Source organism: Sphingomonas sp., assembly GCF_032114135.1.
Taxonomy (GTDB): Bacteria; Pseudomonadota; Alphaproteobacteria; order Sphingomonadales; family Sphingomonadaceae; genus Sphingomonas.
Genome location: NZ_DAMCTA010000002.1, coordinates 735,245 through 756,399, shown reverse-complemented (window position 1 = coordinate 756,399; position 21,155 = coordinate 735,245). Strand labels below are relative to the sequence as shown.

15 protein-coding genes and 1 tRNA gene (1 of these 16 cut by a window edge) are annotated in these 21,155 nt (G+C 67.2%); 13 read left to right on the top strand and 3 right to left on the bottom strand.

Translation table 11 applies throughout. The features are described from left to right. Positions 1 to 63: 63 nt before the first annotated feature. A complete protein-coding gene (locus tag RT655_RS15655; RefSeq protein ID WP_313538426.1) occupies positions 64 to 2,763 on the bottom strand; it encodes a TonB-dependent receptor in 2,700 nt (899 codons plus the stop codon). Positions 2,764 to 2,942: 179 nt separating this feature from the next. Here RT655_RS15655 and RT655_RS15650 point away from each other — a divergent pair, with 179 nt between their 5' ends. Continuing rightward, the gene (locus RT655_RS15650; protein WP_313538424.1) at positions 2,943 to 3,728 is read left to right on the top strand and encodes a DeoR/GlpR family DNA-binding transcription regulator; all 786 of its coding nucleotides are present in this window, start codon (positions 2,943 to 2,945) and stop codon (positions 3,726 to 3,728) included. Positions 3,729 to 3,941: 213 nt separating this feature from the next. Here the strand turns inward: RT655_RS15650 and RT655_RS15645 are convergent, their stop codons facing one another. Continuing rightward, a complete protein-coding gene (locus RT655_RS15645; protein WP_313538422.1) occupies positions 3,942 to 5,705 on the bottom strand; it encodes a class I adenylate-forming enzyme family protein in 1,764 nt (587 codons plus the stop codon). Between the two features lie 144 nt (positions 5,706 to 5,849). On the opposite strand from RT655_RS15645, the gene RT655_RS15640 reads away from it, so the two are divergent. From RT655_RS15640 to RT655_RS15615, 6 genes are all read left to right on the top strand, one after another. Then, positions 5,850 to 7,073, top strand: a complete 1,224-nt coding sequence (locus tag RT655_RS15640; RefSeq protein ID WP_313538420.1) for a serine hydrolase domain-containing protein — start codon at positions 5,850 to 5,852, stop codon at positions 7,071 to 7,073. 56 nt (positions 7,074 to 7,129) lie between these two features. After that, positions 7,130 to 9,154: a 3-hydroxyacyl-CoA dehydrogenase NAD-binding domain-containing protein gene (locus RT655_RS15635; RefSeq protein WP_313538418.1), complete on the top strand. Its 2,025-nt coding sequence runs from the start codon at positions 7,130 to 7,132 to the stop codon at positions 9,152 to 9,154. A 171-nt stretch (positions 9,155 to 9,325) separates the two neighbouring features. Then, positions 9,326 to 10,513, top strand: a complete 1,188-nt coding sequence (locus RT655_RS15630) for an acyl-CoA dehydrogenase family protein (RefSeq protein WP_409530275.1) — start codon at positions 9,326 to 9,328, stop codon at positions 10,511 to 10,513. Positions 10,514 to 10,674: 161 nt separating this feature from the next. Further along, entirely contained in the window at positions 10,675 to 11,799 is a 1,125-nt protein-coding gene (locus RT655_RS15625) for an acyl-CoA dehydrogenase family protein (RefSeq protein ID WP_313538508.1), read from the top strand. Next, positions 11,799 to 12,674 (top strand): acyl-CoA thioesterase II, encoded by an 876-nt coding sequence (locus RT655_RS15620; protein ID WP_313538415.1) that lies wholly within the window; start codon positions 11,799 to 11,801, stop codon positions 12,672 to 12,674. The genes RT655_RS15625 and RT655_RS15620 overlap by 1 nt, the downstream gene beginning before the upstream one ends. Before the next feature lie 94 nt (positions 12,675 to 12,768). Further along, positions 12,769 to 13,419: a CAP domain-containing protein gene (locus tag RT655_RS15615; RefSeq protein WP_313538413.1), complete on the top strand. Its 651-nt coding sequence runs from the start codon at positions 12,769 to 12,771 to the stop codon at positions 13,417 to 13,419. 8 nt (positions 13,420 to 13,427) lie between these two features. On the opposite strand, the gene mutL is transcribed toward RT655_RS15615, so the two are convergent. Further along, the gene (gene mutL, locus RT655_RS15610; protein ID WP_313538411.1) at positions 13,428 to 15,266 is read right to left on the bottom strand and encodes a DNA mismatch repair endonuclease MutL; all 1,839 of its coding nucleotides are present in this window, start codon (positions 15,264 to 15,266) and stop codon (positions 13,428 to 13,430) included. Positions 15,267 to 15,418: 152 nt separating this feature from the next. Here mutL and RT655_RS15605 point away from each other — a divergent pair, with 152 nt between their 5' ends. The 6 genes from RT655_RS15605 to RT655_RS15580 form a co-directional block, all read left to right on the top strand. After that, complete coding sequence (locus RT655_RS15605) at positions 15,419 to 16,459, top strand: rod shape-determining protein (protein WP_064313791.1); 1,041 nt, start codon at positions 15,419 to 15,421, stop codon at positions 16,457 to 16,459. 16 nt (positions 16,460 to 16,475) lie between these two features. After that, positions 16,476 to 17,375, top strand: coding sequence for a rod shape-determining protein MreC (gene mreC / locus RT655_RS15600; RefSeq protein WP_313538409.1), 900 nt, complete (start codon positions 16,476 to 16,478; stop codon positions 17,373 to 17,375). Next, on the top strand, positions 17,375 to 17,884 hold the full coding sequence (mreD, locus tag RT655_RS15595; RefSeq protein ID WP_313538407.1) for a rod shape-determining protein MreD: 510 nt from the start codon (positions 17,375 to 17,377) through the stop codon (positions 17,882 to 17,884). The genes mreC and mreD overlap by 1 nt, the downstream gene beginning before the upstream one ends. Before the next feature lie 3 nt (positions 17,885 to 17,887). After that, positions 17,888 to 19,915, top strand: a complete 2,028-nt coding sequence (mrdA, locus tag RT655_RS15590; RefSeq protein WP_313538405.1) for a penicillin-binding protein 2 — start codon at positions 17,888 to 17,890, stop codon at positions 19,913 to 19,915. Continuing rightward, complete coding sequence (gene rodA, locus RT655_RS15585; protein ID WP_313538403.1) at positions 19,915 to 21,033, top strand: rod shape-determining protein RodA; 1,119 nt, start codon at positions 19,915 to 19,917, stop codon at positions 21,031 to 21,033. Before mrdA ends, rodA begins: the two co-directional genes overlap by 1 nt. A gap of 99 nt (positions 21,034 to 21,132) precedes the next feature. After that, positions 21,133 to 21,155: transfer RNA gene (locus RT655_RS15580), tRNA-Lys, on the top strand (it continues 153 nt past the right edge of the window).

The window sequence follows — 21,155 nt, the reverse complement described above, 5'->3', positions numbered from 1 at the left end:
GTAAAAAGCCGGCCTGGGGGCATGCCCCCAGGCCGGCCAGGCGCATCGTCGGGGAGAGGAACGTCAGAACTTCACGCCGATCCCGGCGAAGACGGTGGTGCCGCTGCGCGTCTCGTTGTGCAGGCGGTGGTAGATGCTGTTGTACTGGACCTCGGTCTCGTTGGTCAGGTTGATCGCGTCGAGCGTCAGCCGCACCCGGTCGGTCACGTTGAAGAAGGCCGCGGCATCGACATATACGGTGCCGTCGAAGCCGTCCTTGCTGGCCGCGTTCTTGCCGTCATAGGCGGTACGCAGATACGACGAACGATAGTTCATCGAGCCGCGGATCCCCCAGCGCTTGGTCTCGTAATAGAGCGTCGCGTTGGCGTTGGTGTTCGACAGGCCCGGGATCGGGCTGTCGACGCCCTTGTTCGGCGCGTTCGAGTCGAGCAGCGTCAGGTTCGCCGCCATGCCCAGCTTGTCGAACGGCGCGGGCAGGAAGGTGAAGTTGGTCTGCGCGGCCGTCTCCACGCCGGTCACATAGGCCTTGGCGAGGTTCACCGGCTGGGTGAACTCGGCGACGATCGTGCTTGGGGTCGCACCCGCCACCATCGAGGTCGGCAGGCGGGTGCTGCTATAGGGCACGTTCAGCAGCGTCTGGCTGGCCACCAGGTTGCGGATATCCTTGTGGAACACGCCCAGCGAGACGAGGCCGATCTTGCCGAAATACCATTCAGCCGAGGCTTCGACCGAATTGTCCTTGTACGGCTTGAGATTGGGGTTTCCGATGCTCGCGGTGATCTTGCCGTTGTCGGCATTGGCGCTGCCCGAGGCAGCAACCGAGCTGAGGCCCGGGCGGTTGATGTTCTTGGCGGCGGCGACGCGGATCAGGAAGCTCGGCGTAACTTCCAGCGTGGCGTTGAGCGTCGGCAGCACGCCCGAATAGTGCGCGCTGGTGACGTTGGTGCCGATCGGCGTGTCGTTGCTGTTGGTGACATAGCCGGTGCTGTCGAGATCGGTGAAGTAGGCCCGCAGGCCGATATTGCCGCGCAGGCGCATGCCGCCCAGCGGCGCGTTCCACTCGAGCTGGCCATAGCCGGCGGTGGTGGACTCGATCACCTTGTAGGTGTTCTCGATATCGGTTGCACCGGCGACGGTGTGCGCGGCATTGTAGGTCGCGAACGCCTTGGCATAGTCGCCGGTGATCCAGCTCGCCGCCTTGTTCTGGCTGAACACCACCGCATAGGGGGTGACCGGCGTGCCGGTGACCGCGTGGAACTGGCCGTCGTTATACACTTCCGAGCCCGAGGTCTCGTAGCGGCGATAGCTGCCGCCGGCGCGCAGCGTGAAGACCTCGTTCACCTTCAGCGCGGCGTTGCCCACGCCTTCCTTCAGGCTGGTCTTGTTCCAGAATTCGCGGAAGTAGAATTCCTTGAACGTGTAGTTGGCCGGATCGGTGGTGTTCCAGCGATAGGCGTTGGTCGCGCCGGTGCCGTCGGCGTCGTAGGTGGTGGTCATGCCGCCCTGCGCGCGCAGGTACAGCTTGTCGTCATACGGGGCGGTGTACTTCGAATCCTCATAGCCGACATGGCCGTCGAAGGTGAGGCTGTCGCTGGCCTCCCACTTGCCGGTCAGGGCGATCTGGTTGAACTTGTTCTTGTTGAGCGAGCGGCGATGCTCGCTGGCATAGGTCGCCTTGTCGACGCTGATCGCATCGACGAAGTTGGTGCTGTCCCAGTGGATCGAATTTATCTTCGATCCGGTGTCGAAGATCACCGAGCCCGAGGTATTATCGGGCCGCGTCGCCAGATGATATTCATCGCGATGGGTGGTGAACTCGCCGTGGAGCCCGTCGATCGTGAACAGCAAATTGTCCGACGGACGCCACTGGGTGGCGAGGGTCAGGCCGAGGCGCTCCTGCCTGGCATCCCAAACCGACAGGCGGTTGCCCGAGGCGAACACCAGGTCGCCCGACTTGAACTTGGCCTGCTGGTCGGCGGTGAGCGCCGAGATGTCGAGGCCCTTGCCCAGGTAGCTGCTAATCTGGCTAGCGCTCAGCTGGGTGGGCGAATAGGTGTTATAGCCCTGCTCCTCGGTCTTGCGCTTCGAATAGGCGACCGAGAGGAGGATGCCGAAGCGATCGTCCCAGTTCTGGCTGAGCATCGCGGCTGCGCGCGGCTGCGCGTCCTTGGTGTAGCTGTTGGTGCCGAGCTTGGCCGAGATCGCGCCGGTCAGCCCCTGCTTCTGCTCGAGCGGCTTGGCGGTGAACAGGCCGACGGTACCGGCCATGCCGCCTTCGGCCTGCGAGGCCTGGTAGCTCTTCTCCACCTCGACGCGCGAGAACAGCTCGGAGGCGAAGATGTTGAAATCGAAGGCGCGGTCGCGCGAGCGCTGGCCGCGGCTGTCCATCGCCGAATCGACATTGCCCAGCACTTCCATGCCGTTGAGCTGGACGCGGGTGAAATCGGCGCCGAGGCCGCGCAGCGTGATGCGGCGGCCTTCGCCGGCCTCGCGGTTGATCGCCACCCCCGGCAGGCGCTGGATCGACTCCGCCAGGTTGAGTTCCGGGAACTTCGCCATGTCCTCGGCGACGATCACGTCCTTCATGATATTGGAATCGCGCTTCAGATCGCGCGCCTTGGCCAACGAGGCGATATAGCCGTTGACGACGATCTCGCCGTCTTCTGCGGCCTGCGACGTCGCATCCTGCGCGGCGGCGGCCATCGAGATGCAGCTCGCGCCGACGGCCAGCGCGGCGAGCGCCGCGCGGTAGGTGAATGCCATAATGCCCTCCCTTTTGGTGTGTGGGGGCCGGCCTGCCCTGGCTGCCCCGCCGCGGCGCCTAGGTTCAGTTCGTGACGCGTATGTGACATTTCATGTTGTTTTATGTGGTTTTTATCATCTCTTTGTGAGTTTCCGCACGCAGGGATCGCTGATAGGGTACGCGGATGGAAAGCTTCGACATGCCGGCTCGGACCCCCGCGGCCCGCGCGCCGCAGACCGCGCGCCTGACCACGATGCTCGAATTGCTCGAACAGCGTGGCCAATGGTCGATCGGAGAACTCGCCGAGCGGTTCGATGTGTCCGAGGAGACGGTCCGCCGCGACGTGCGCCAGCTGGAGCAGGCCGGGCGGGTGCAGAAGATCCATGGCGGCGTGTGCCTGCCGGGCGGCGTGCTCGAACCGCCCTACCGCCAGCGGCTGCGTGACCAGGCCGAGGCCAAGCAGCGCATCGCCGAGCGCGCGGTGGCGCTGGTGCGCCCGGGCATGACGCTGCTGCTCGATTCGGGCACGACCACCTTGTGGCTGGCGCGTGCGCTGGGGCAGGTCCGCGACCTGACCGTAATCACCAACAGCACGGAGATCGCCGCGCAGGTAATCGGCCATGCCGGACAGCGGCTCTATGTAGCGGGCGGCGCGGTCGATCCCGATTACCACGCCGCATTTGGCAGCGAGGCGATCGACTATTGCCGCCAGTTCGCACCCGACCTGACCGTGCTGTCGATGGGCGCTGTCGATCCGGTGCGGGGGTTCCTCGATTTCGATGCGGGCGAAGCGGCGTTCAAGCGCAGCCTGCTTCCCCAGGCGCGGCGCGTGGCAGTGCTGTGCGATGCGACCAAGTTCGACAAGTCGGGCGTCGTCCATGTCGCCGGGTTCGGGGACGTGCACGACCTGGTGACCGACCAGGCGCCACCGGAGGAGATCGCGGCGGCCGCGGCGGCGGCGGGAACGGCGATCCACCTGGTTTGAGGGGCTGATGGCTCATCCCGACCTGCAATACCCCCCTCCCGCTTGCGGGAGGGGTTTGGGGGAGGTTGAGTGAGGGAAGCAGAGCATGCGTTCAAAGAAGTGGGCTGATGGCGCCTTCCCTCGCCTCTCACGTCCTGCCCGCTACCCTCACACACCCTCCCCTAACCCCTCCCGCAAGCGGAAGGGGGAAAAGAAGAAGTGGTAAGGCTTACCTCACGCCGCCTTGTCGGTAACGAACAGCGCCTTGAGGTCCTTCTTGAGGATCTTGCCATTGGCATTCCGCGGCAGCGTCTCGGTCGAGAAGCGGATCGCCACCGGCACCTTGAACGCCGCGATCCGCTCGCGGACGAAGGCCTGCAGCTCCGCCTCGGTCGCGCTCGTCCCCGGCGCAAGATGCACCACCGCTACCGGCTCCTCGCCCAGCGTGCGATGCGGAACTCCAATCAGCGCCGCGTCGGTCACCGCCGGGTGCGCGTAGAGCACGTCCTCCACTTCCGACGAGTAGATGTTCTCGCCGCCGCGGATGATGATGTCCTTGGCGCGGTCGACGACATAGAGGAACCCCTCCTCGTCCAGCCGCGCGAGATCACCGGTGCGGACCCAGCCGTCGCGGAAGGTCTCGGCCGTCGCCTCGTGCTTGTTCCAATAGCCCTTCACGATCATCGGCCCCTTGGCCCAGAGCTCGCCGACCTCGCCGACTGGCAGTTCGCCCTTGCCGTCGACGTCCATGATCTTGAGCTCGGCGACCGGCACCGGTGGCCCCGCGCTGGTCGGCCGGGCGAGATATTCCTCGCCGAGATGATGCGTCACCGTCGCCATCGTTTCGGTCATTCCCCAGCCATTGCCGGGTAGCGCGCCGAATTCCTCGAAGATGCGCTTGACCAGCTCGGGCGCCGAGGGCGCGCCGCCATAGGAGATGCTCTCCAGGCTCGACAGGTCGTAGTTATGGCGCTCGGGGTGTTCGAGCAGCTGCCAGGCGATGGTCGGCACACCGCCGGTCTGGTTGACCTTCTCGCGCTGGATGATCTCCATCGCCTCGATCGGCTCCCAGCGGCGCATGAACACCACCGTGCCGCCCGCCGCGATCAGCGCCATCAGCCCGGCGCTGCACGCGGTGACGTGGAACAGCGGGATGACCAGCAGACCCACCTTATAGGGCGGCGCGGCCGGCGGCACCTCGCCCCGGCGCAGCATCGAGCGCGCGACCGAATAGCCTGCGGTGAGGATATTGGTCATCAGGTTGCGATGCGTGCCGACCGCGCCCTTTGGATTGCCGGTGGTCCCGCTCGTATAGAACAGCGTGACATCGTCCTCAGGGTCGATCGCCACCTCGGGGAAGGCGATGTCGGCCAGGTCGGCCCAGCTGTTGCAGGGCCCGAGAAGCGACTCCAGCGCCACTGCATCGCCCTCCAGCGGCGCACGCGCTCGGCTCACCACGACCTGCTCCAGATCACGGAGCGCGGCGTAACACTGCTTGAGCCGCTCGTGCCGCTCGCCATCGACGAACAGCAGCTTGGCGCCTGAGTCCTTCATGCCATATTCGAGCTCGGCGCCGGTCCACCAGGCGTTGAGCGGCACCAGGATCGCGCCGATACTCACCGCAGCGAAGAAGATCGTCGGCCATTCGGGCAGGTTGCGCATCGCCAGCGCGACCCGGTCGCCCTTGGCCACGCCCTTGGCCTGCATCCACGAGGCGAGATGGCAGGTGGCGCGGTAGTTTGCCTCGTAGCTGACCCGCTCCTCCTGATAGATGGTGAAGGGCCGGTCGCCATAGCCGCGCGCCAGCCGCGCGAGGATCGCGGCGGTAGGCGGCGCGTTCTTCCACACGCGTGTGGGCACGCCGCGGATCTCCACGGTGTCCATTTCGAACTTGGCGCCGGGCGCGGTGAGCATGGCGTCCACGGCAGCCAGCGGGGCCTTGGGCCAGTCGGGGGGCAAGGGGACGATCGGTTCAAGGGTCAAGGCAGCGCTCTCCATCGACTTTCTGAACTTTGGGTTTGGCTCGTTGACCAACCGGTGCGCACGTTAGTGTTGATTTGCCGCGCGCTCAAGGCAATAGAAAGCGGGCACCCGCCAGAAGGTGCATTGCACGCGTTTCGAACGAGAGGTATGCCGCCAAGCATGGAAGTCGACGACCCGATCGCCCATGGATTCGATGCCGCCCGGCTGGCGCGGATCGATGCCTTTGTGAAGACGCGTTATCTCGACACCGGCAAGCTGCCGCACGCGCAGCTGCTGCTCGCGCGCGACGGGCGGATCGTCCATTTCTCGCACCAGGGCGCGGCGCGCGAGGGCGGCGCGGCGGTCGACGAATCGACGCTGTTCCGCATCGCCTCGATGACCAAGCCGATCACCAGCCTCGCCTTCATGATGCTGGTCGAGGAAGGGCTGGTCGCACTCGACACGCCCGTCCACCATGTGCTGCCCGAACTGAAGGGCGTCGGGGTCTATGCGAGTGGAGGGAATGGCGAGCCGTTCGTCACCATGCCGTCCGCGCAGCCGATGCGCATGATCGATCTGCTGCGCCATACCGCCGGTCTCACCTATGGCTTCCAAGAGCGCACGCCCGTGGACGCCGCCTATCGCGCGGGTCGGATCGAGAGCTGGCACGGCAATCTGACGCTCGACCAGTTCGTCGCCACACTGGGCACGCTGCCGCTGGAATTCTCGCCGGGCGAGGCCTGGACCTATTCGGTCGCCACTGATGTGCTCGGCGCAGTGGTCGAGCGGCTGTCGGGCCTGACGCTCGACCGCTTCTTCGCCGAACGCATCTTCGCCCCGCTGGGCATGCACGACACCTTCTTCCAGGTGCCCGCGGACAAGATTGATCGTCTCGCCGATTGCTGGACGATGAAGCAAGGCGAAGGCCGGGTGCTGTACGATCGCGGCGAAGCCTCGGCCTGGTCGCGCTTCCCCCGGCTGCTTTCGGGCGGCGGCGGGTTGGTCTCGAGCGCGCTCGATTACCATCGCTTCAACACGCTGATGCTCAACCGCGGCGAGCTGGACGGTGTACGGCTCGTCTCGCCCAAGACCGTCCAGCTGATGACCATCAACCATCTCCCCGGCGGCCGCGACCTCGCCAGCCTGTCGCGCGGGCTGTTCAACGAGACGACCAATGCCGGGGTCGGCTTCGGCCTCGGCTTCGCGATCAACCTGGACGTCGCCAAGACGATGATCCCGGGCTCGGTCGGCGAATTCTACTGGGGCGGCATGTTCTCCACCGCCTTCTTCGTCGATCCCGTCGAGCGGATTTCGATGGTGTTCATGACCCAATTTTCGCCGTCGATGCTCTACCCGATCCGGCGCGAGCTGAAGACGCTGATCTATTCGGCGCTCACCCGATGAGCGCCCCTCACCCCCTCCCGGCCCCGGCCGGAACTGCGAACTAGGAGTTCGAACGCATGTCCGTGATTACCACCAGCCGTCAGGGCGATGTCCTGATCCTCACCTCCGACAATCCGCCGGTGAACGCGCTCGGCGCGGCGGTGCGGCAGGGGCTGCAGGCCGGCATCGAGGAAGCCAAGGGCGACGACAGCATCAAGGCCGTCGTCATCATATGCGCCGGCAAGACCTTCTTCGCAGGCGCCGACATCACCGAGTTCGGCAAGGCGATGGCCGAGCCGTCGCTGCCGGTGCTGGTCGACGCGATCGAGGCGCTCGACAAGCCGGTGATCGCCGCGGTCCACGGCACCGCGCTCGGCGGCGGCTGCGAGGTCGCGCTGGCGTCGCACTATCGCATCGCCGTGCCCTCGGCGAAGTTCGGCCTGCCCGAAGTGAAGCTGGGCATCCTCCCCGGTGCGGGCGGCACCCAGCGCATGCCGCGCGTCGCGGGCGTCGAAGTCGCGCTGGAGATGGCGGCCAAGGGCGATCCGATCTCGGCCAAGCAGGCCAAGGACGCCGGTCTGGTCGATCGCCTCGCCGGTGAAGACAGCCTGCTCGCCGACGCCGTTGCCTTCGCGCAGGAAGTAATCGGCCAGCCGGTCTCGCGCTCCAGCGAGCGCCCGGTCACCGTCGATGCGGAGACCTTCGCCAAATTCCGCGCGACCAACGCCAAGCGCTTCCGCGGGCTCGACGCGCCGAACACGATCATCGACATCATCGAGCAGACCGCCGGCAAGCCCTATGCGGAAGGCGTCCAGGCCGAGCGCATGGGCTTCATGAAGCTGATCATGGGCCAGCAGTCGGCCGCGCTCCGCCACATCTTCTTCGCCGAGCGCAAGGCCGCCAAGATCGACGGCATCGCCGACGACATCCAGCTGCGCGACATCAAGCGCGTCGGCGTGATCGGCGCCGGCACGATGGGCGGCGGGATCAGCATGAACTTCCTCTCGGCGGGTGTAGCCGTCACCATCGTCGAGATGGCGCAGGACGCGCTCGATCGCGGCACGGCCACGATGCGCAAGAACTATGAGGCGACCGCCGCCAAGGGCCGCATGACCGCCGAGCAGGTCGAGAAGGCGATGGGCCTCCTCAAGCCCACGCTCAATTTCGACGATCTCGCCGAGTGCGACCTGATCATCGAGGCCGTCTATGAGAGCATGGACGTCAAGAAGGACGTGTTCGGCCGGCTCGACAAGATCGCCAAGCCGGGCGCGATCCTTGCCAGCAACACCAGCTATCTCAACATCGACGAGATCGCCGCCGCCACCAGCCGCCCGCAGGACGTGGTGGGGCTGCACTTCTTTTCGCCGGCCAACGTCATGAAGCTGCTCGAGATCGTCCGCGGCGCCAAGACTGCCGACGATGTGCTTGCGACCGCGATGGCGCTCAGCAAGAAGATCAAGAAGGTCGCCGTGATCGCGGGGGTCTGCTACGGCTTCATCGGCAACCGCATGCTTATGCCGCGCCAGGTGGAAGCCACCAAAATGCTGCTCGAAGGCGCCACACCCGAGCAGATCGACAAGGTCCATGTCGCCTTCGGCATGCCGATGGGACCGTTCCAGATGGCCGATCTCGCCGGTGTCGACATCGGCTGGCACCGCGATCCCAACCGCATCGAGAACATCCGCGACGCGCTCGCCGCCGAAGGCCGCTGGGGCCAGAAGAAGGGCGCCGGCTTCTACGATTATGACGAGAAGCGCCAGCCTTCGAACAGCCCGCGCGTCGCCGAGCTGATCGAGGAATGGCGCGGCAAGCTGAACGTGCCGAGCCACGAGATCACCGAGGAGGAGATCGTCGTCCGCACGCTCTACACCATGGTCAACGAAGGTGCGCTGATCCTGGCCGAGGGCATGGCCCAGCGGGCAAGCGATATCGATGTGGTGTGGGTCTATGGCTATGGCTGGCCCCCGTATCGCGGCGGGCCGATGTTCTGGGCCGACACCGAGGGCCTCAAGAAGATCGTCGAGGGCCTGGAGAAATACGGCTTCGACGTCGCCCCGCTGCTCCGCGAAAAGGCCGAGAAGGGCGAGAAGTTCAACCGGTGACAATCACTCTCCCTCTCCCGCCTGCGGGAGAGGGAGGGAGCGGCCGAAGGCCGCGGAAGGGTGAGGGTGCGTGGGGCAAGACGGAACACCCGTCACCCTCACCCTCCCACCGCCTGACGGCGGCGGGCCCCTCCCTCTCCCGCAGGCGGGAGAGGGGTTCGGTAGGAGAGGATGATGAACGAGCAGCTTGAGCAGTTCCGCATGGACACCCGCGCCTGGCTGGAGGCAAACTGCCCGCCCGCGATGCGCGCGCCGATCCGGTCCGAGAAGGACATTGTCTGGGGCGGGCGCAATCCCGACTGGGCGCATCCGGACCAGAAGCTGTGGATGGACCGCATGGCCGAACGCGGTTGGACCGTGCCCGACTGGCCGACCACATATGGCGGCGGCGGGCTCTCCCCGGCCGAGACCAAGATCCTGCGCGAGGAAATGAAGCGGATGGGGGCGCGTACCCCGCTCAACAGCTTCGGCATCTCGATGCTCGGCCCGGCGCTGCTGAAGTACGGCACCGAGGAACAGAAGCTCGAACATCTGCCCAAGATCGCCCGCGGCGAGATCCGCTGGTGCCAGGGCTATTCCGAACCCAATGCCGGCTCCGACCTGGCCGGCCTCCAGACCTGGGCCGAGGATGCCGGCGACCACTACATCGTCAACGGCCAGAAGGTGTGGACCAGCTATGCCGACAAGGCCGACTGGATCTTCTGCCTGGTCCGCACCAGCAAGGAGACCAAGCAGGGCGGGATCAGCTTCGTGCTGTTCGACATGGCCTCGCCCGGCGTTTCCACCAAGCCGATCCTGTTGATCTCGGGCTATTCGCCCTTCTGCGAAACCTTCTTCGACAATGTGAAAGTGCCCAAGTCCCAGCGCGTCCACGACGAGAACAAGGGCTGGGACGTCGCCAAATATCTGCTCGGGCATGAGCGCGAGATGATCTCGGGCATGGGGCTGGACCGCGCCGGCGGCAATCCGCTGATCGAGGGCGCGATCGCGACGATCGGGCTCGATGACCAGGGCCGGCTCGCCGATCCGATCCTGCGTGCCCAGATCGCGCTGTTCGAGGTGCGGATGCGTGCCTTCTCGGCGATGTCGGAACGCTTTCTCGACGAGCTCAAGGCCGGCCGCGCCCACCCCGCCCAGCCGAGCATGATGAAATATGTCGGCACCGAGCTGAACAAGCAGCGCCACGAACTCATCATGGCTGCCGGCGGATCGGACGCGCTGGAATGGGAAAGCGAGGCCTCGGCCAAGGGCGCCAAGCCCCGCGCCTGGCTGCGCACCAAGGCCAATTCGATCGAAGGCGGGACGAGCGAGATCCAGCTCAACATCGTCGCCAAGCGGATCCTGGAGCTGCCGGGCTGAGGGGCCCGCTTTCCCTCTCCCGCCCGCGGGAGAGGGAGGGAGCCGCCGCCAGGCGGCGGAAGGGTGAGGGTGTGTGGGGCGAGTGATGGCCCTTCCCTTCGCCCGACTCACCCTCACCCCGGCCCTCTCCCGCAAGCGGGAGAGGGAGAATGGAGATACCGATGCCGCTCTACCTCAACGACGAACAGACGATGCTTCGTGACACCGCGCGCGAGTTCGTCGCCGAACATGCCCCCGTCAGTCACCTGCGGGCCCTGCGCGACGCCAAGGACCCGACCGGCTTCAGCCGCGACCTGTGGAAGCAGTTCGCGGAGATGGGCCTCACCGGCATCCTGATCCCCGAAGCCTCGGGCGGCCTCGGCCTCGGCCATGTCGAGGCGGGCGTGGTGCTGGAGGAGATCGGCCGCAACCTCACCCCCTCCCCCTTCCTCTCCACCGCCGTTGCCGCGGTCGAGGCGCTGAAGGGCACCGCCCATGCCGATCGCTGGTTCCCCGGCATCGCCGCCGGCGAGGCGGTGATCGCCATCGCGCATGACGAGAAGCCCAAGTTCGGCCGCACCGTCGCCCTCAAGGCCGAGCGCGCCGGCAACGGCTTTCGCCTGACCGGCACCAAGCGCTTCGCCCATCACGCCCATGCCGCCGACCTGATCCTGGTCAGCGCGCGCACCGGCGGCAGCGATACGGAGCCGGCGGGCATCACCCTGTTCGCGATCGACCCCAAGGCCGCCGGGCTCGACCTCCGCCCCGAGCGCCTCGCCGATTCGAGCCTCGCCGCGCATGCCAGCTTCGACGGCGTCGAGGTCACCGCCGATGCGGTGGTCGGCGAGATCGACGCCGGTGCCGATCCCCTCGGCCGACTGCTCCGCGCCGCAGGGGCCGGTGCCTCGGCCGAACTGCTCGGCGTCGGCGCAGGCACGAGCGACATGACGCTCGGCTATCTCAAGGAGCGCAAGCAGTTCGGCATGCTGATCGGCAGCTTCCAGGCGCTCCAGCACCGCGCCGCGCATCTCTACAGCGAGCTGGAAGTCGCCCGCGCCGCGACGCTCAAGGCGCAGCAGCTGCTCGACGCCGGCGAGCCCGCCGACGAGGCCGTCGCCATCGCCAAGGCGATGACCGGGCTTGCCACCACGCTCGCGGTGCAGGAAGGCATCCAGATGCATGGCGGCATCGGCATGACCGACGAATATGACATCGGCTTCTACATGAAGCGCGCCCGCGTGCTCGCGGAAATGTTCGGCGATTCCAACTATCACGCCAATGCGCTGGCGGAGGCGGCCGGCTACTGATGACGGACGCGAAATCCCCCGAAGACCTGGTCGCCGGCCTCACCGCGCTGCTCGACGTCGAGACGCTCGACACGGATCTCTATCGCGGCGCGCGCCAGCCCGGCGGCGTCGGCCGGGTTTTCGGCGGGCAGGTGATCGGGCAGGCGCTGCAGGCGGCGCAGCGATCGGTCGAGGACGGCAAGGTCGCGCATTCGCTCCACGCCTATTTCATGCGCCCGGGCGACGAGAATTACCCGATCCTCTACCGCGTGGTGCGCGATTTCGAGGGGCGCAGCTTCGCCAATCGCCGCGTGATCGCGATGCAGCAGGGCAAACCGATCCTCAACATGGCGGCCTCGTTCCAGCTGCCCGCCGAAGGGCTGCACCATCAGGACGCGATGCCCGAGGTACCGCCGCCCGAGGACCTCCGCTCCGAGGCCGAGCTGCGCGAGGCAATCCGCGACCAGATTCCGGAGAAGTTCAAGCGCTTTTTCCTCCGCGCCAGGCCGATCGAGATCCGCCCGGTCAACCCGCGCAACTGGTTCCAGCCCGAACCCCGCGAGCCGCGGCAATATAGCTGGTTCCGCGTCGTCGCCCCCCTGCCCGACGACCCCGCGCTCCATCGCGCGATGCTCGCCTATGCCAGCGACATGACCCTGCTCGGCACCTGCATGCTGCCCCACGGCGTCAGCTGGATGAGCGGCGAGGTGCAAACCGCCAGCCTCGATCACGCCCTCTGGATGCACGAGCCGTTCCGCTTCGACGACTGGCTTCTCTATGCCACCGACAGCCCCTGGGCCGGACACACCCGCGGCTTCAACCGTGGCAACATTTACGCGCGCGACGGGCGGCTGGTCGCCAGCGTTACGCAGGAAGGGCTGATCCGCAAAACCTGAGCGATCGTTTTCATATCGATACCGTTATTATTACGCTTGATTATCCACGAGTCGTGCAGATAAGGCCGCACCGGGAGGTTTGGGGTCTTATCCTATGTCACATCGCGTTTTCGCGCTGTGCACGCCTCTCGCGTGGCTGCTTGCCGCGACGGCGCTGCATGCGCAAACTCTGGAAGATAGCGTCCTCGCCAAGATCAACGATGCTCGGGCCAACCCCCGAGCCTATGCCGACAGGCTGCGTGAATATCGCGGCTATTTTGATGGCGAGATCGTCTACCTGCCCGGCGACTATAACGGCGTGCTGACCAAGGAGGGCACCGCCGTGGTCGACGAGACGATCGCGTTCCTCGAACGGCAGGCGCCGCTGCCGGCGCTGACCCCGGCCGATATCCTGGCGCTGGCCGCGGTGGACTTTTCGCGAGAACAGGGAGCGCTCGGCGCGCGGGGGCACCGGGGCGCCGACGGCAGCGATCCCGGCGTGCGCGTGAAGCGACGCGGCGGCGATATCTTTGTCGGCGAGGCGATCGCCTATGGCTTCGACGATGCCGAACAGATCGTCCGCCAGATGATCGTCGACGACGGCGTTCCCGATCGCGGCCATCGCCGGCTGCTGTTCGATGCCAAGCTCAAATTCGCCGGGATCGGCTGTGGCCCGCACAGCAAGATGGACCATATCTGCGTCGTCGATGTCAGCGCGACCAAGGATGGCCGCCCGGTACGCGTCCGCTACGCGCAGCAGCGCTGATCGCCCGGCTACTTCCGGCCGAACAGCTTCTCGATGTCGCCATGCGCCAGCTTCACCCAGGTGGGGCGGCCATGGTTGCACTGGCCCGAATGGGGGGTGACCTCCATCTCGCGGAGCAACGCGTTCATCTCGGCGACGGAAAGAATGCGTCCGGCGCGGACCGACCCATGACAGGCCATGGTCGCGGCGACATGGTCGAGCCGCTCCTTGAGGCTCAGCGCCTCGTCGAAGCTGGCCAGTTCGTCGGCGAGATCGGTGACGAGGCCGTGGATGTCGCCGGTGCCCAGCGCGGCGGGTACCGCGCGGACCAGCATCGCGCGCGGGCCGAAGCGTTCGAGCTCGAGCCCGAAAGCCCGCAGCTCCTCGATGCGGGCCTCGAGCCGGTCGCAGCCTGGCTCGTCGAGTTCGACCACCTCGGCGAGGAGGAGCGCCTGGGACGGCACGGTGCCGCCGGCCATGGCGCGGCGCATGCGTTCGAGCACCAGCCGTTCGTGCGCGGCGTGCTGGTCGACCAGGACGAGGCCGTCCTGCGCTTCCGCCACGATATAGGTCTTGGCAACCTGCCCACGGGCGACGCCGAGCGGGAAGTCCGTGGCGAGCGGGGCTTCGTGGCGGGCGGGTTCGGCACGGGCATGCGGGGCGGCGGCAAAGAAGGTTTGGGAGTCGCGGACGGCGCCGGAGTAATGCCTTAGCCCCTCCCCTTCAGGGGAGGGGTTGGGGTGGGGCACTGTCTCACCGAGACCAAGCTGCGTCTTGGAATCCCTCCACCCCAACCCCTCCTCCAAGGAGGAGGGGCTAGAAGAAGAAACACCCCCCGGCTGCCACAGCCCCAGCGCCGCCTCGCTCGGCCGCTGCACGCTGCGATGCCCGGCCGCATCCAGCGCCCGCCGCAGCCCGCTGACGATCAGTCCACGCGCCAGCGCCGGATCGCGGAAGCGGACCTCGGTCTTCGCGGGGTGGACATTCACGTCGACCACTTCGGGCGGCACGTCGAGGAACAATGCCACCACTGGGTGCCGGTCGCGCGCGAGCATCTCGGCATAGGCCCCGCGCACCGCGCCGACGAGCAGCCGGTCCTTCACCGGCCGCCCGTTGACGAACAGATATTGGTGATCCGCCACGCCGCGGTTGAAGGTGGGGATGCTGGCGACCCCGCCCAGCATCAGCCCCTCGCGCTCGAAATCGATCGCGACGCTGTTCTCCTGCAGCGCGCGATCGGTGAGCGCCGCCACCCGCGCCGGTCGGCTCTCGCCCCCCTGCACGCTCAGCACCCGGCGCCCGTCATGCTCGACCGCAAAGGCGATGTCGGGCCGCGCCATGGCGAGCCGCTTCATCCCGTCGAGGCAGGCGGCATATTCGGCGCGGGTCGAGCGCAGGAACTTGCGCCGCGCGGGCACGCGACCGAACAGCGCCTCCACCCGCACCCGCGTGCCCGGCGGCAAGGCGGCGGGCCCCTCGGCGATCCGCGCCCCATTATCCACCGTCAGCGACCAGCCTTCGGCACCGCGCACCCGGCTCTCCAGCGTCAACTGCGCAACGCTGGCGATCGAGGGCAGCGCCTCGCCGCGGAAACCCAACGTCGCGACGTGCTCGATATCGTCGGTCGGGAGCTTGGAGGTGGCGTGGCGCTCCAGCGCAAGCGCCATTTCGGCGGGTGCCATGCCGCAGCCATCGTCGATCACCTCGATCAATTCGACGCCCCCGCCGGCCAGCTTCACGGTGATCCGTGTAGCGCCTGCGTCGATTGCGTTTTCAACGAGTTCCTTGAGGGCGCTGGCAGGGCGTTCGACCACCTCGCCGGCAGCGATACGATTGACGAGATGTTCGGGCAGGCGGCGTATTGACATGCCATCCGCTGTAGCCCAAGCGACGGCCTCCCGCGACCCGCATCCGCAACACCCCAGGCCGGCATGAACGCCGTCCCGGAAAGGGTTCGGGCCAAACAATTTGTGCGAGCAGCCGGACGGGGGGCGCCCAACCCGGCAGGACGGATCATTAAATGGCTTTCTCCCGCATTTTCAAATTCATGTCGCACGACATGGCGATCGATCTGGGTACTGCGAATACCGTCGTTTACCTGCGCGGACGCGGCATCGTCCTGAACGAGCCGTCGGTGGTGGCGGTCGAGACGCTGAACGGCGTGAAGAAGGTCAAGGCGGTAGGCGACGACGCCAAGCTGATGATGGGCAAGACGCCGGGGTCGATCGAGGCGATTCGCCCGCTGCGCGACGGCGTGATCGCCGACATCGATGTCGCCGAGGAGATGATCAAGCACTTCATCCGCAAGGTGCACGGGCAGCGCCGCTTCATGCGCTGGCCGGAGATCGTGATCTGCGTGCCCTCGGGCTCCACCTCCGTCGAGCGCCGCGCGATCCGCGATGCCGCGTCGAACGCCGGCGCCAGCCAGGTGTGGCTGATCGAGGAGCCGATGGCCGCCGCGATCGGCGCCGACATGCCGGTGACCGAGCCGATCGGCTCGATGGTCGTCGATATCGGCGGCGGCACCACCGAAGTCGCGGTGCTCAGCCTGCGTGGCCTGGCGTATTCCACCTCGGTGCGCGTCGGCGGGGACAAGATGGACGAGGCGATCGTCTCGTACGTCCGCCGCAACCACAACCTGCTGATCGGCGAAGCCACCGCCGAGCGGATCAAGCAGGAAGTCGGCGTCGCCAAGCCGCCGGTCGACGGCATCGGCAAGACGATCCACATCAAGGGTCGCGACCTCGTCAACGGCGTGCCCAAGGAAATCCAGATCAACCAGGGCCAGATCGCCGAGGCGCTGTCCGAGCCGGTCAACACCATCGTCGAGGGCGTCCGCATCGCGCTGGAGAACACTGCACCCGAGCTGGCTGCCGATATCGTCGACCAGGGCATCGTGCTCACCGGCGGCGGCGCACTGCTCCACGGGCTGGACGAAGTGCTGCGCGACGAGACCGGCCTGCCGGTGACCGTCGCCGACGATCCGCTGACCTGCGTTGCGCTCGGCACCGGCCGTGCGCTCGAGGATCCGATGTTCCGCGGCGTTCTCCTCCAGGTCTGACGAAAGGCCAACGGCGATGGCGCCGCCACGGAATCGGCGCTCGGGGTTCTCGCGACGGGCGCAATATGGGCTGTTCTTCAGCTATGTGGCGGCGATCGGCCTGTTGCTGATCGGCGGCGGGCTGGTGCTGGTCTCGCGCTATAACCCGCATCTGTTCGCCGCGCTGCGCAGCACCGTCGCCGAGGTGACCACCCCGGTCTCCTCGGGACTCGATACGGTGCGCCGCGGCGTGGGTAGCGTGCCGGTGGCGATCGGCAGCTATTTCGGCGTCCGCAGCGAGAATGCGCGGCTCAAGCGCCAGATCGACGCCGAGCGTGCCGCACTCCAGCGCGCGCTGGGGCTGGAACGCGAGAACCAGCGGCTGCGGCTGCTGGTCAAGGCGCGCGACGCCACGCCGGAGACGATCGTCGTCGCCCGGCTGGTCAACTCCTCCGCCTCCAGCACCCGCCGCTACGCCACGCTCAACGCCGGCAGCTGGCAGCGCGTCGGCCAGGGCCAGCCGATCCGCGACGGCGACGGGCTGATCGGCCAGGTGGTCGAAGCTGGGCCGAACGCCTCGCGCGTGCTGCTGATCACCGATCCGGACAGCACCATCCCCGTCCGCCGAGCCAGCGACGGCCTGCCCGCGATCGTCACCGGGAAGGGCGACGGCACGCTCGACGTGCGCGCGGCAAACGCCGCCGCCAACCCCTTCCGAACCGGCGACCTGCTCGTCACCTCGGGTACCGGCGGTGTGTTCCCGCCCAACATTCCGCTCGGGAAGGTCACGGCGACCGGCCGCGATTCCTCGACCGTCGCGCCCGCAAGCAACCCGGACATGGCCGATTTCGTCATGGTGCTGCGCGTGTTCCTGCCGGAGCCGGCGCCGCCGCCCCAGGCCTTCCCGACGCCTGCCGCTACCCCCAAGGCCAAGTGATGGCGCTCGACCTCCAGCCGCTGGGAGTGCCCTCACCGCGCCCCCGGGCGCGCTGGCTCGCACCGCTGTCGATCGCGGTCGCCTCGCTGGCGACGCTCCTGCCGGTGGTGGCGACCGTGCCGTTCCTGCCGCCCTTCGGCCTGCTGATGCTGCTCGGCTGGCGGCTGCTGCGGCCGGATGCGCTGCGCGTCTGGGTCGCCGCCCCGCTCGGGCTGTTCGACGACCTCCTCAGCGGCCAGCCCTTCGGCGCGGCGATGTTCCTGTGGATGGCATGCATGTTGATCATCGACGTGCTAGAGACGCGCATCGTGTGGCGCAATTTCTGGCAGGATTGGCTCATCGCCGCGGGCGCGACTGGCTTCGTGCTGATCGCGGGGCGCTTCCTCGCCTCCCCCATCTCCGCCAAGGTCGATGCGGCGCTGCTGCTGCAGGCGGGGGCTTCGGCGATGCTGTTCCCGCTCGCTTCGCGGCTGTGCGCCTGGCTCGACCGTGACGTGGTGAAGGCCTGAGCCATGGTGCGGATCACCGAAGCCGCCCAGACCTACAGCTTCTCCCGCCGCGCCGTCGTGCTCGGCGCGGCGCAGGGCGCCGTCGGCATGGTGCTGGCGGGGCGCATGGCCTGGCTGTCGGTGGTCGAGAACGAACAGTACAAGCTCAAGGCCGAGAGCAACCGGGTCAACAACACGCTGATCCCGCCGCGGCGCGGGTGGCTGCTCGACCGCAGCGGCAAGCCGCTCGCCAGCAACCGCACCGATTTCCGCGTGGACCTGATCCCCGATCGCATCGTCGACAAGGACAAGTTGCTCGCCGAGCTGACCCGGCTGCTCAACCTCGCGCCCGAGGATCTGGCGCGGATCGAGACCGACCTCAAGCGGGCCGGCGGCTTCCGCCCGGTGCAGGTGGCCGAGAATCTCGACTGGGACCGCTTCGCCGCGGTGTTGGTCCGCCAGCCCGAGCTGCCGGGCGTCGCCCCCACCCGAGGCTATGCCCGCCACTATCCGCTGGGCGCCGGCGTCGGCCACCTGATCGGCTATGTCGGCACCGCCTCGGCCGAGCAGTTCAAGGCAGACAAGGACCCGCTGCTCGTCACCCCCGGCTTCAAGCTGGGCAAGGACGGCCTCGAAAAGACGCTCGACAAGCGGCTGCGCGGCAAGCCGGGTGCCAAGCGCGTCGAGGTTACCGCGCACGGCCGCCCGGTCCGCGAGCTGGAAACCCGCGCCGACCAGCCGGGCGAGAGCATCAAGCTCACCATCGACGCGGGCCTGCAGGAATATGTCGCGCGACGGCTGGGCACCAATTCGGGCTCGGCGGTGGTGATCGACGTGAGCTCGGGTGACATTCTGGCCATGGCATCGATGCCGGCCTATGATCCGAACAGCTTTTCCGACGGCATCAGCCAGACCGAATGGAAGATGCTGTCCGAGGACGATCACGTCCCCTTGATGAACAAGGTGCTGCAGGGCCTCTATCCGCCCGGCTCCACCGTCAAGCCGATGAACGGCCTCGCGCTGATGGCGGCGGGCGTCAGCGCGCACGATCGCGTGGTGTGCTCGGGCGCGCTGCGCGTCGGCAACGGCGTGTTCCACTGCCATAAGAAGGGAGGGCACGGGCCGCTCGACCTCAAGAACGCCATCATGCAGAGCTGCGACATCTATTTCTACGAGATGGTTCGCCGCGTCGGCTATGATGCGATCGCCCCGATGGCGCGGATGCTGGGCCTCGGCCAGAAGTTCGACATGCCCTTCACCACCCAGCGCTACGGCACCGTGCCGGACAGCGCCTGGAAGCTGAAGAAATATCATCACCCCTGGACTGTGGCAGATTCGCTCAACGCCTCGATCGGCCAGGGCTATGTGCTGGCCAACCCCCTCCAGCTGGCGGTGATGGCGAGCCGGCTAGGCTCGGGCAAGATCCTGGTGCCCCGCCTGCTTGCCAATGGGCCCTCGGGCGCGCAGCCGCTGCCGGTCAGCCCAGAGGATCTCGCGATCGTGCGCGATGCGATGTACGGCGTGGTCAATGGTGGGGGTACCGGCGGCGCCGCGCGCATGTATGTGCAGGGCGTGGCGCTCGCAGCCAAGACCGGTACCGCGCAGGTCCGTCGCATCACCATGGCGGAGCGCCGCACGGGCGTGCTCAAGAACGGGTCGTTGCCGTTCAAGATGCGCGACCACGCGCTGCTGGTGTGCTTCGCCCCGCACGACAATCCGAAATATGCCGCGGCGATCGTGCTCGAGCATAACGGCCACACGATCCGCAACCTCGACGCGCCGATGATCGGCCGGGACATCATGACCTATCTGTTCGATCGCGACCTGGCGATGAAGACGCTGGCGGAGGCAGAGCCGACCTGGGGTGGCGACTATACCACGCGCATGGCCGCGCAGGGCACCGCCTTCCGCGCCGCGCAGGCGACGCCGCCGCCGCCGACGCCGGAGGATACCGAGGAAGCAGCCAGCAGCCTCGCCGATCAGGCTGCCAACAGCACCGCCGATTCGACCAAGCGCGACGTCGCGCCCACCGGCAGCGTGGAGGGCGACTGATGGCGCGGCCTGGTTACGGCATCGTTCCCACGCAGGTCGCGCAGCTGCCGTGGAAGGTGCTGTTCCTCGTGCTGGCGATCGGCGGCTTCGGCCTGGTCGTGCTCTATTCGGCGGCGGGCGGCAGCATCAAGCCCTGGGCGTTCAACCAGGGTATCCGATTCCTGTTGTTCCTCGGCGTCGCGCTTGCGATGTCGCGCGTGCCGGTGCGGTTCTGGTCGCAATGGTCGCTCCCCATCTACGGCGCGCTGGTGGTCGCGCTGCTCGGCGTGGAGGCGCTGGGCAAGGTCGCGGGCGGCAGCCAGCGCTGGATCAGCCTAGGCGGCTTCCAGTTCCAGCCCTCCGAGCTGATGAAGCCGATGATCGTGCTCGCGCTCGCCCGTTTCTACGAAATGCTGCCGGCCAGCGAGACGCGCAAGTTCGTGGCGATCTGGCCGGCCTGCGTATTGATCGGGGTACCGGCGCTGCTCGTCATCATGCAGCCCGATCTCGGCACCGGGCTGATGATCACCGGCTGCGGCGTCATGGTGATGTTCCTGGCGGGCGTGCCGCTGCGGCTGTTCATCGCCGGCGCGCTGGCGGTGGCGGTGGCCGCACCCCTTGCCTTCAACTTCGTGCTGCACGATTATCAGCGCAACCGCGTGCTGATCTTCCTCGATCCCGAGCGCGATCCGCTGGGCACCGGCTACCACATCACCCAGTCCAAGATCGCGATCGGTTCGGGCGGCATCTTCGGCAAGGGCTTCCTGCAGGGCACGCAGAGCCATCTCGACTATCTCCCCGAGGGCCAGACCGACTTCGCGCTGGCGACAATGATGGAGGAATGGGGCCTCGCCGGCGGCGTGTTCCTCATCCTCGCCTTCGGCATGCTGATCGCCTGGGGAATCGGCGTCGGCATGCGCGCCAAGACCCGGTTCGGGCGGCTGACCGCGGCGGGGCTTTCGGGAACCATGTTCCTCTATTGCTCGATCAACATGGCGATGGTGATCGGCTTGGCGCCGGTGGTGGGCGTGCCGCTGCCGCTGATCAGCTTCGGCGGCACCGCGGTGATGACCTTCATGCTGTGCCTGGGAATCCTCCTCTCGATCGACCGCGACGGCCGCACCAAGACCCGCTGGTGATTTTTTCATTTAGGGGCTTTACAAGCTGCGAGACGCGACGCTAAAGGCGCCCCTCCGAAGCGGCGGTGCCCCACCAAGGGCGCCATGCAGAAGCCGGATGGACACATAGCTCAGTTGGTAGA

Coding starts and splice junctions, on each gene's coding strand:
- mutL (WP_313538411.1), bottom strand. CDS start 15,266: ATGTCAATACGCCGCCTGCCCGAACATCTCGTCAATCGTATCGCTGCC.
- mreC (WP_313538409.1), top strand. CDS start 16,476: ATGGCGCCGCCACGGAATCGGCGCTCGGGGTTCTCGCGACGGGCGCAA.
- RT655_RS15630 (WP_409530275.1), top strand. CDS start 9,326: ATGATGAACGAGCAGCTTGAGCAGTTCCGCATGGACACCCGCGCCTGG.
- RT655_RS15615 (WP_313538413.1), top strand. CDS start 12,769: ATGTCACATCGCGTTTTCGCGCTGTGCACGCCTCTCGCGTGGCTGCTT.
- RT655_RS15640 (WP_313538420.1), top strand. CDS start 5,850: ATGGAAGTCGACGACCCGATCGCCCATGGATTCGATGCCGCCCGGCTG.
- RT655_RS15625 (WP_313538508.1), top strand. CDS start 10,675: ATGCCGCTCTACCTCAACGACGAACAGACGATGCTTCGTGACACCGCG.
- rodA (WP_313538403.1), top strand. CDS start 19,915: ATGGCGCGGCCTGGTTACGGCATCGTTCCCACGCAGGTCGCGCAGCTG.
- RT655_RS15635 (WP_313538418.1), top strand. CDS start 7,130: ATGTCCGTGATTACCACCAGCCGTCAGGGCGATGTCCTGATCCTCACC.
- mrdA (WP_313538405.1), top strand. CDS start 17,888: ATGGTGCGGATCACCGAAGCCGCCCAGACCTACAGCTTCTCCCGCCGC.
- mreD (WP_313538407.1), top strand. CDS start 17,375: ATGGCGCTCGACCTCCAGCCGCTGGGAGTGCCCTCACCGCGCCCCCGG.
- RT655_RS15645 (WP_313538422.1), bottom strand. CDS start 5,705: ATGGAGAGCGCTGCCTTGACCCTTGAACCGATCGTCCCCTTGCCCCCC.
- RT655_RS15620 (WP_313538415.1), top strand. CDS start 11,799: ATGACGGACGCGAAATCCCCCGAAGACCTGGTCGCCGGCCTCACCGCG.
- RT655_RS15655 (WP_313538426.1), bottom strand. CDS start 2,763: ATGGCATTCACCTACCGCGCGGCGCTCGCCGCGCTGGCCGTCGGCGCG.
- RT655_RS15605 (WP_064313791.1), top strand. CDS start 15,419: ATGGCTTTCTCCCGCATTTTCAAATTCATGTCGCACGACATGGCGATC.
- RT655_RS15650 (WP_313538424.1), top strand. CDS start 2,943: ATGCCGGCTCGGACCCCCGCGGCCCGCGCGCCGCAGACCGCGCGCCTG.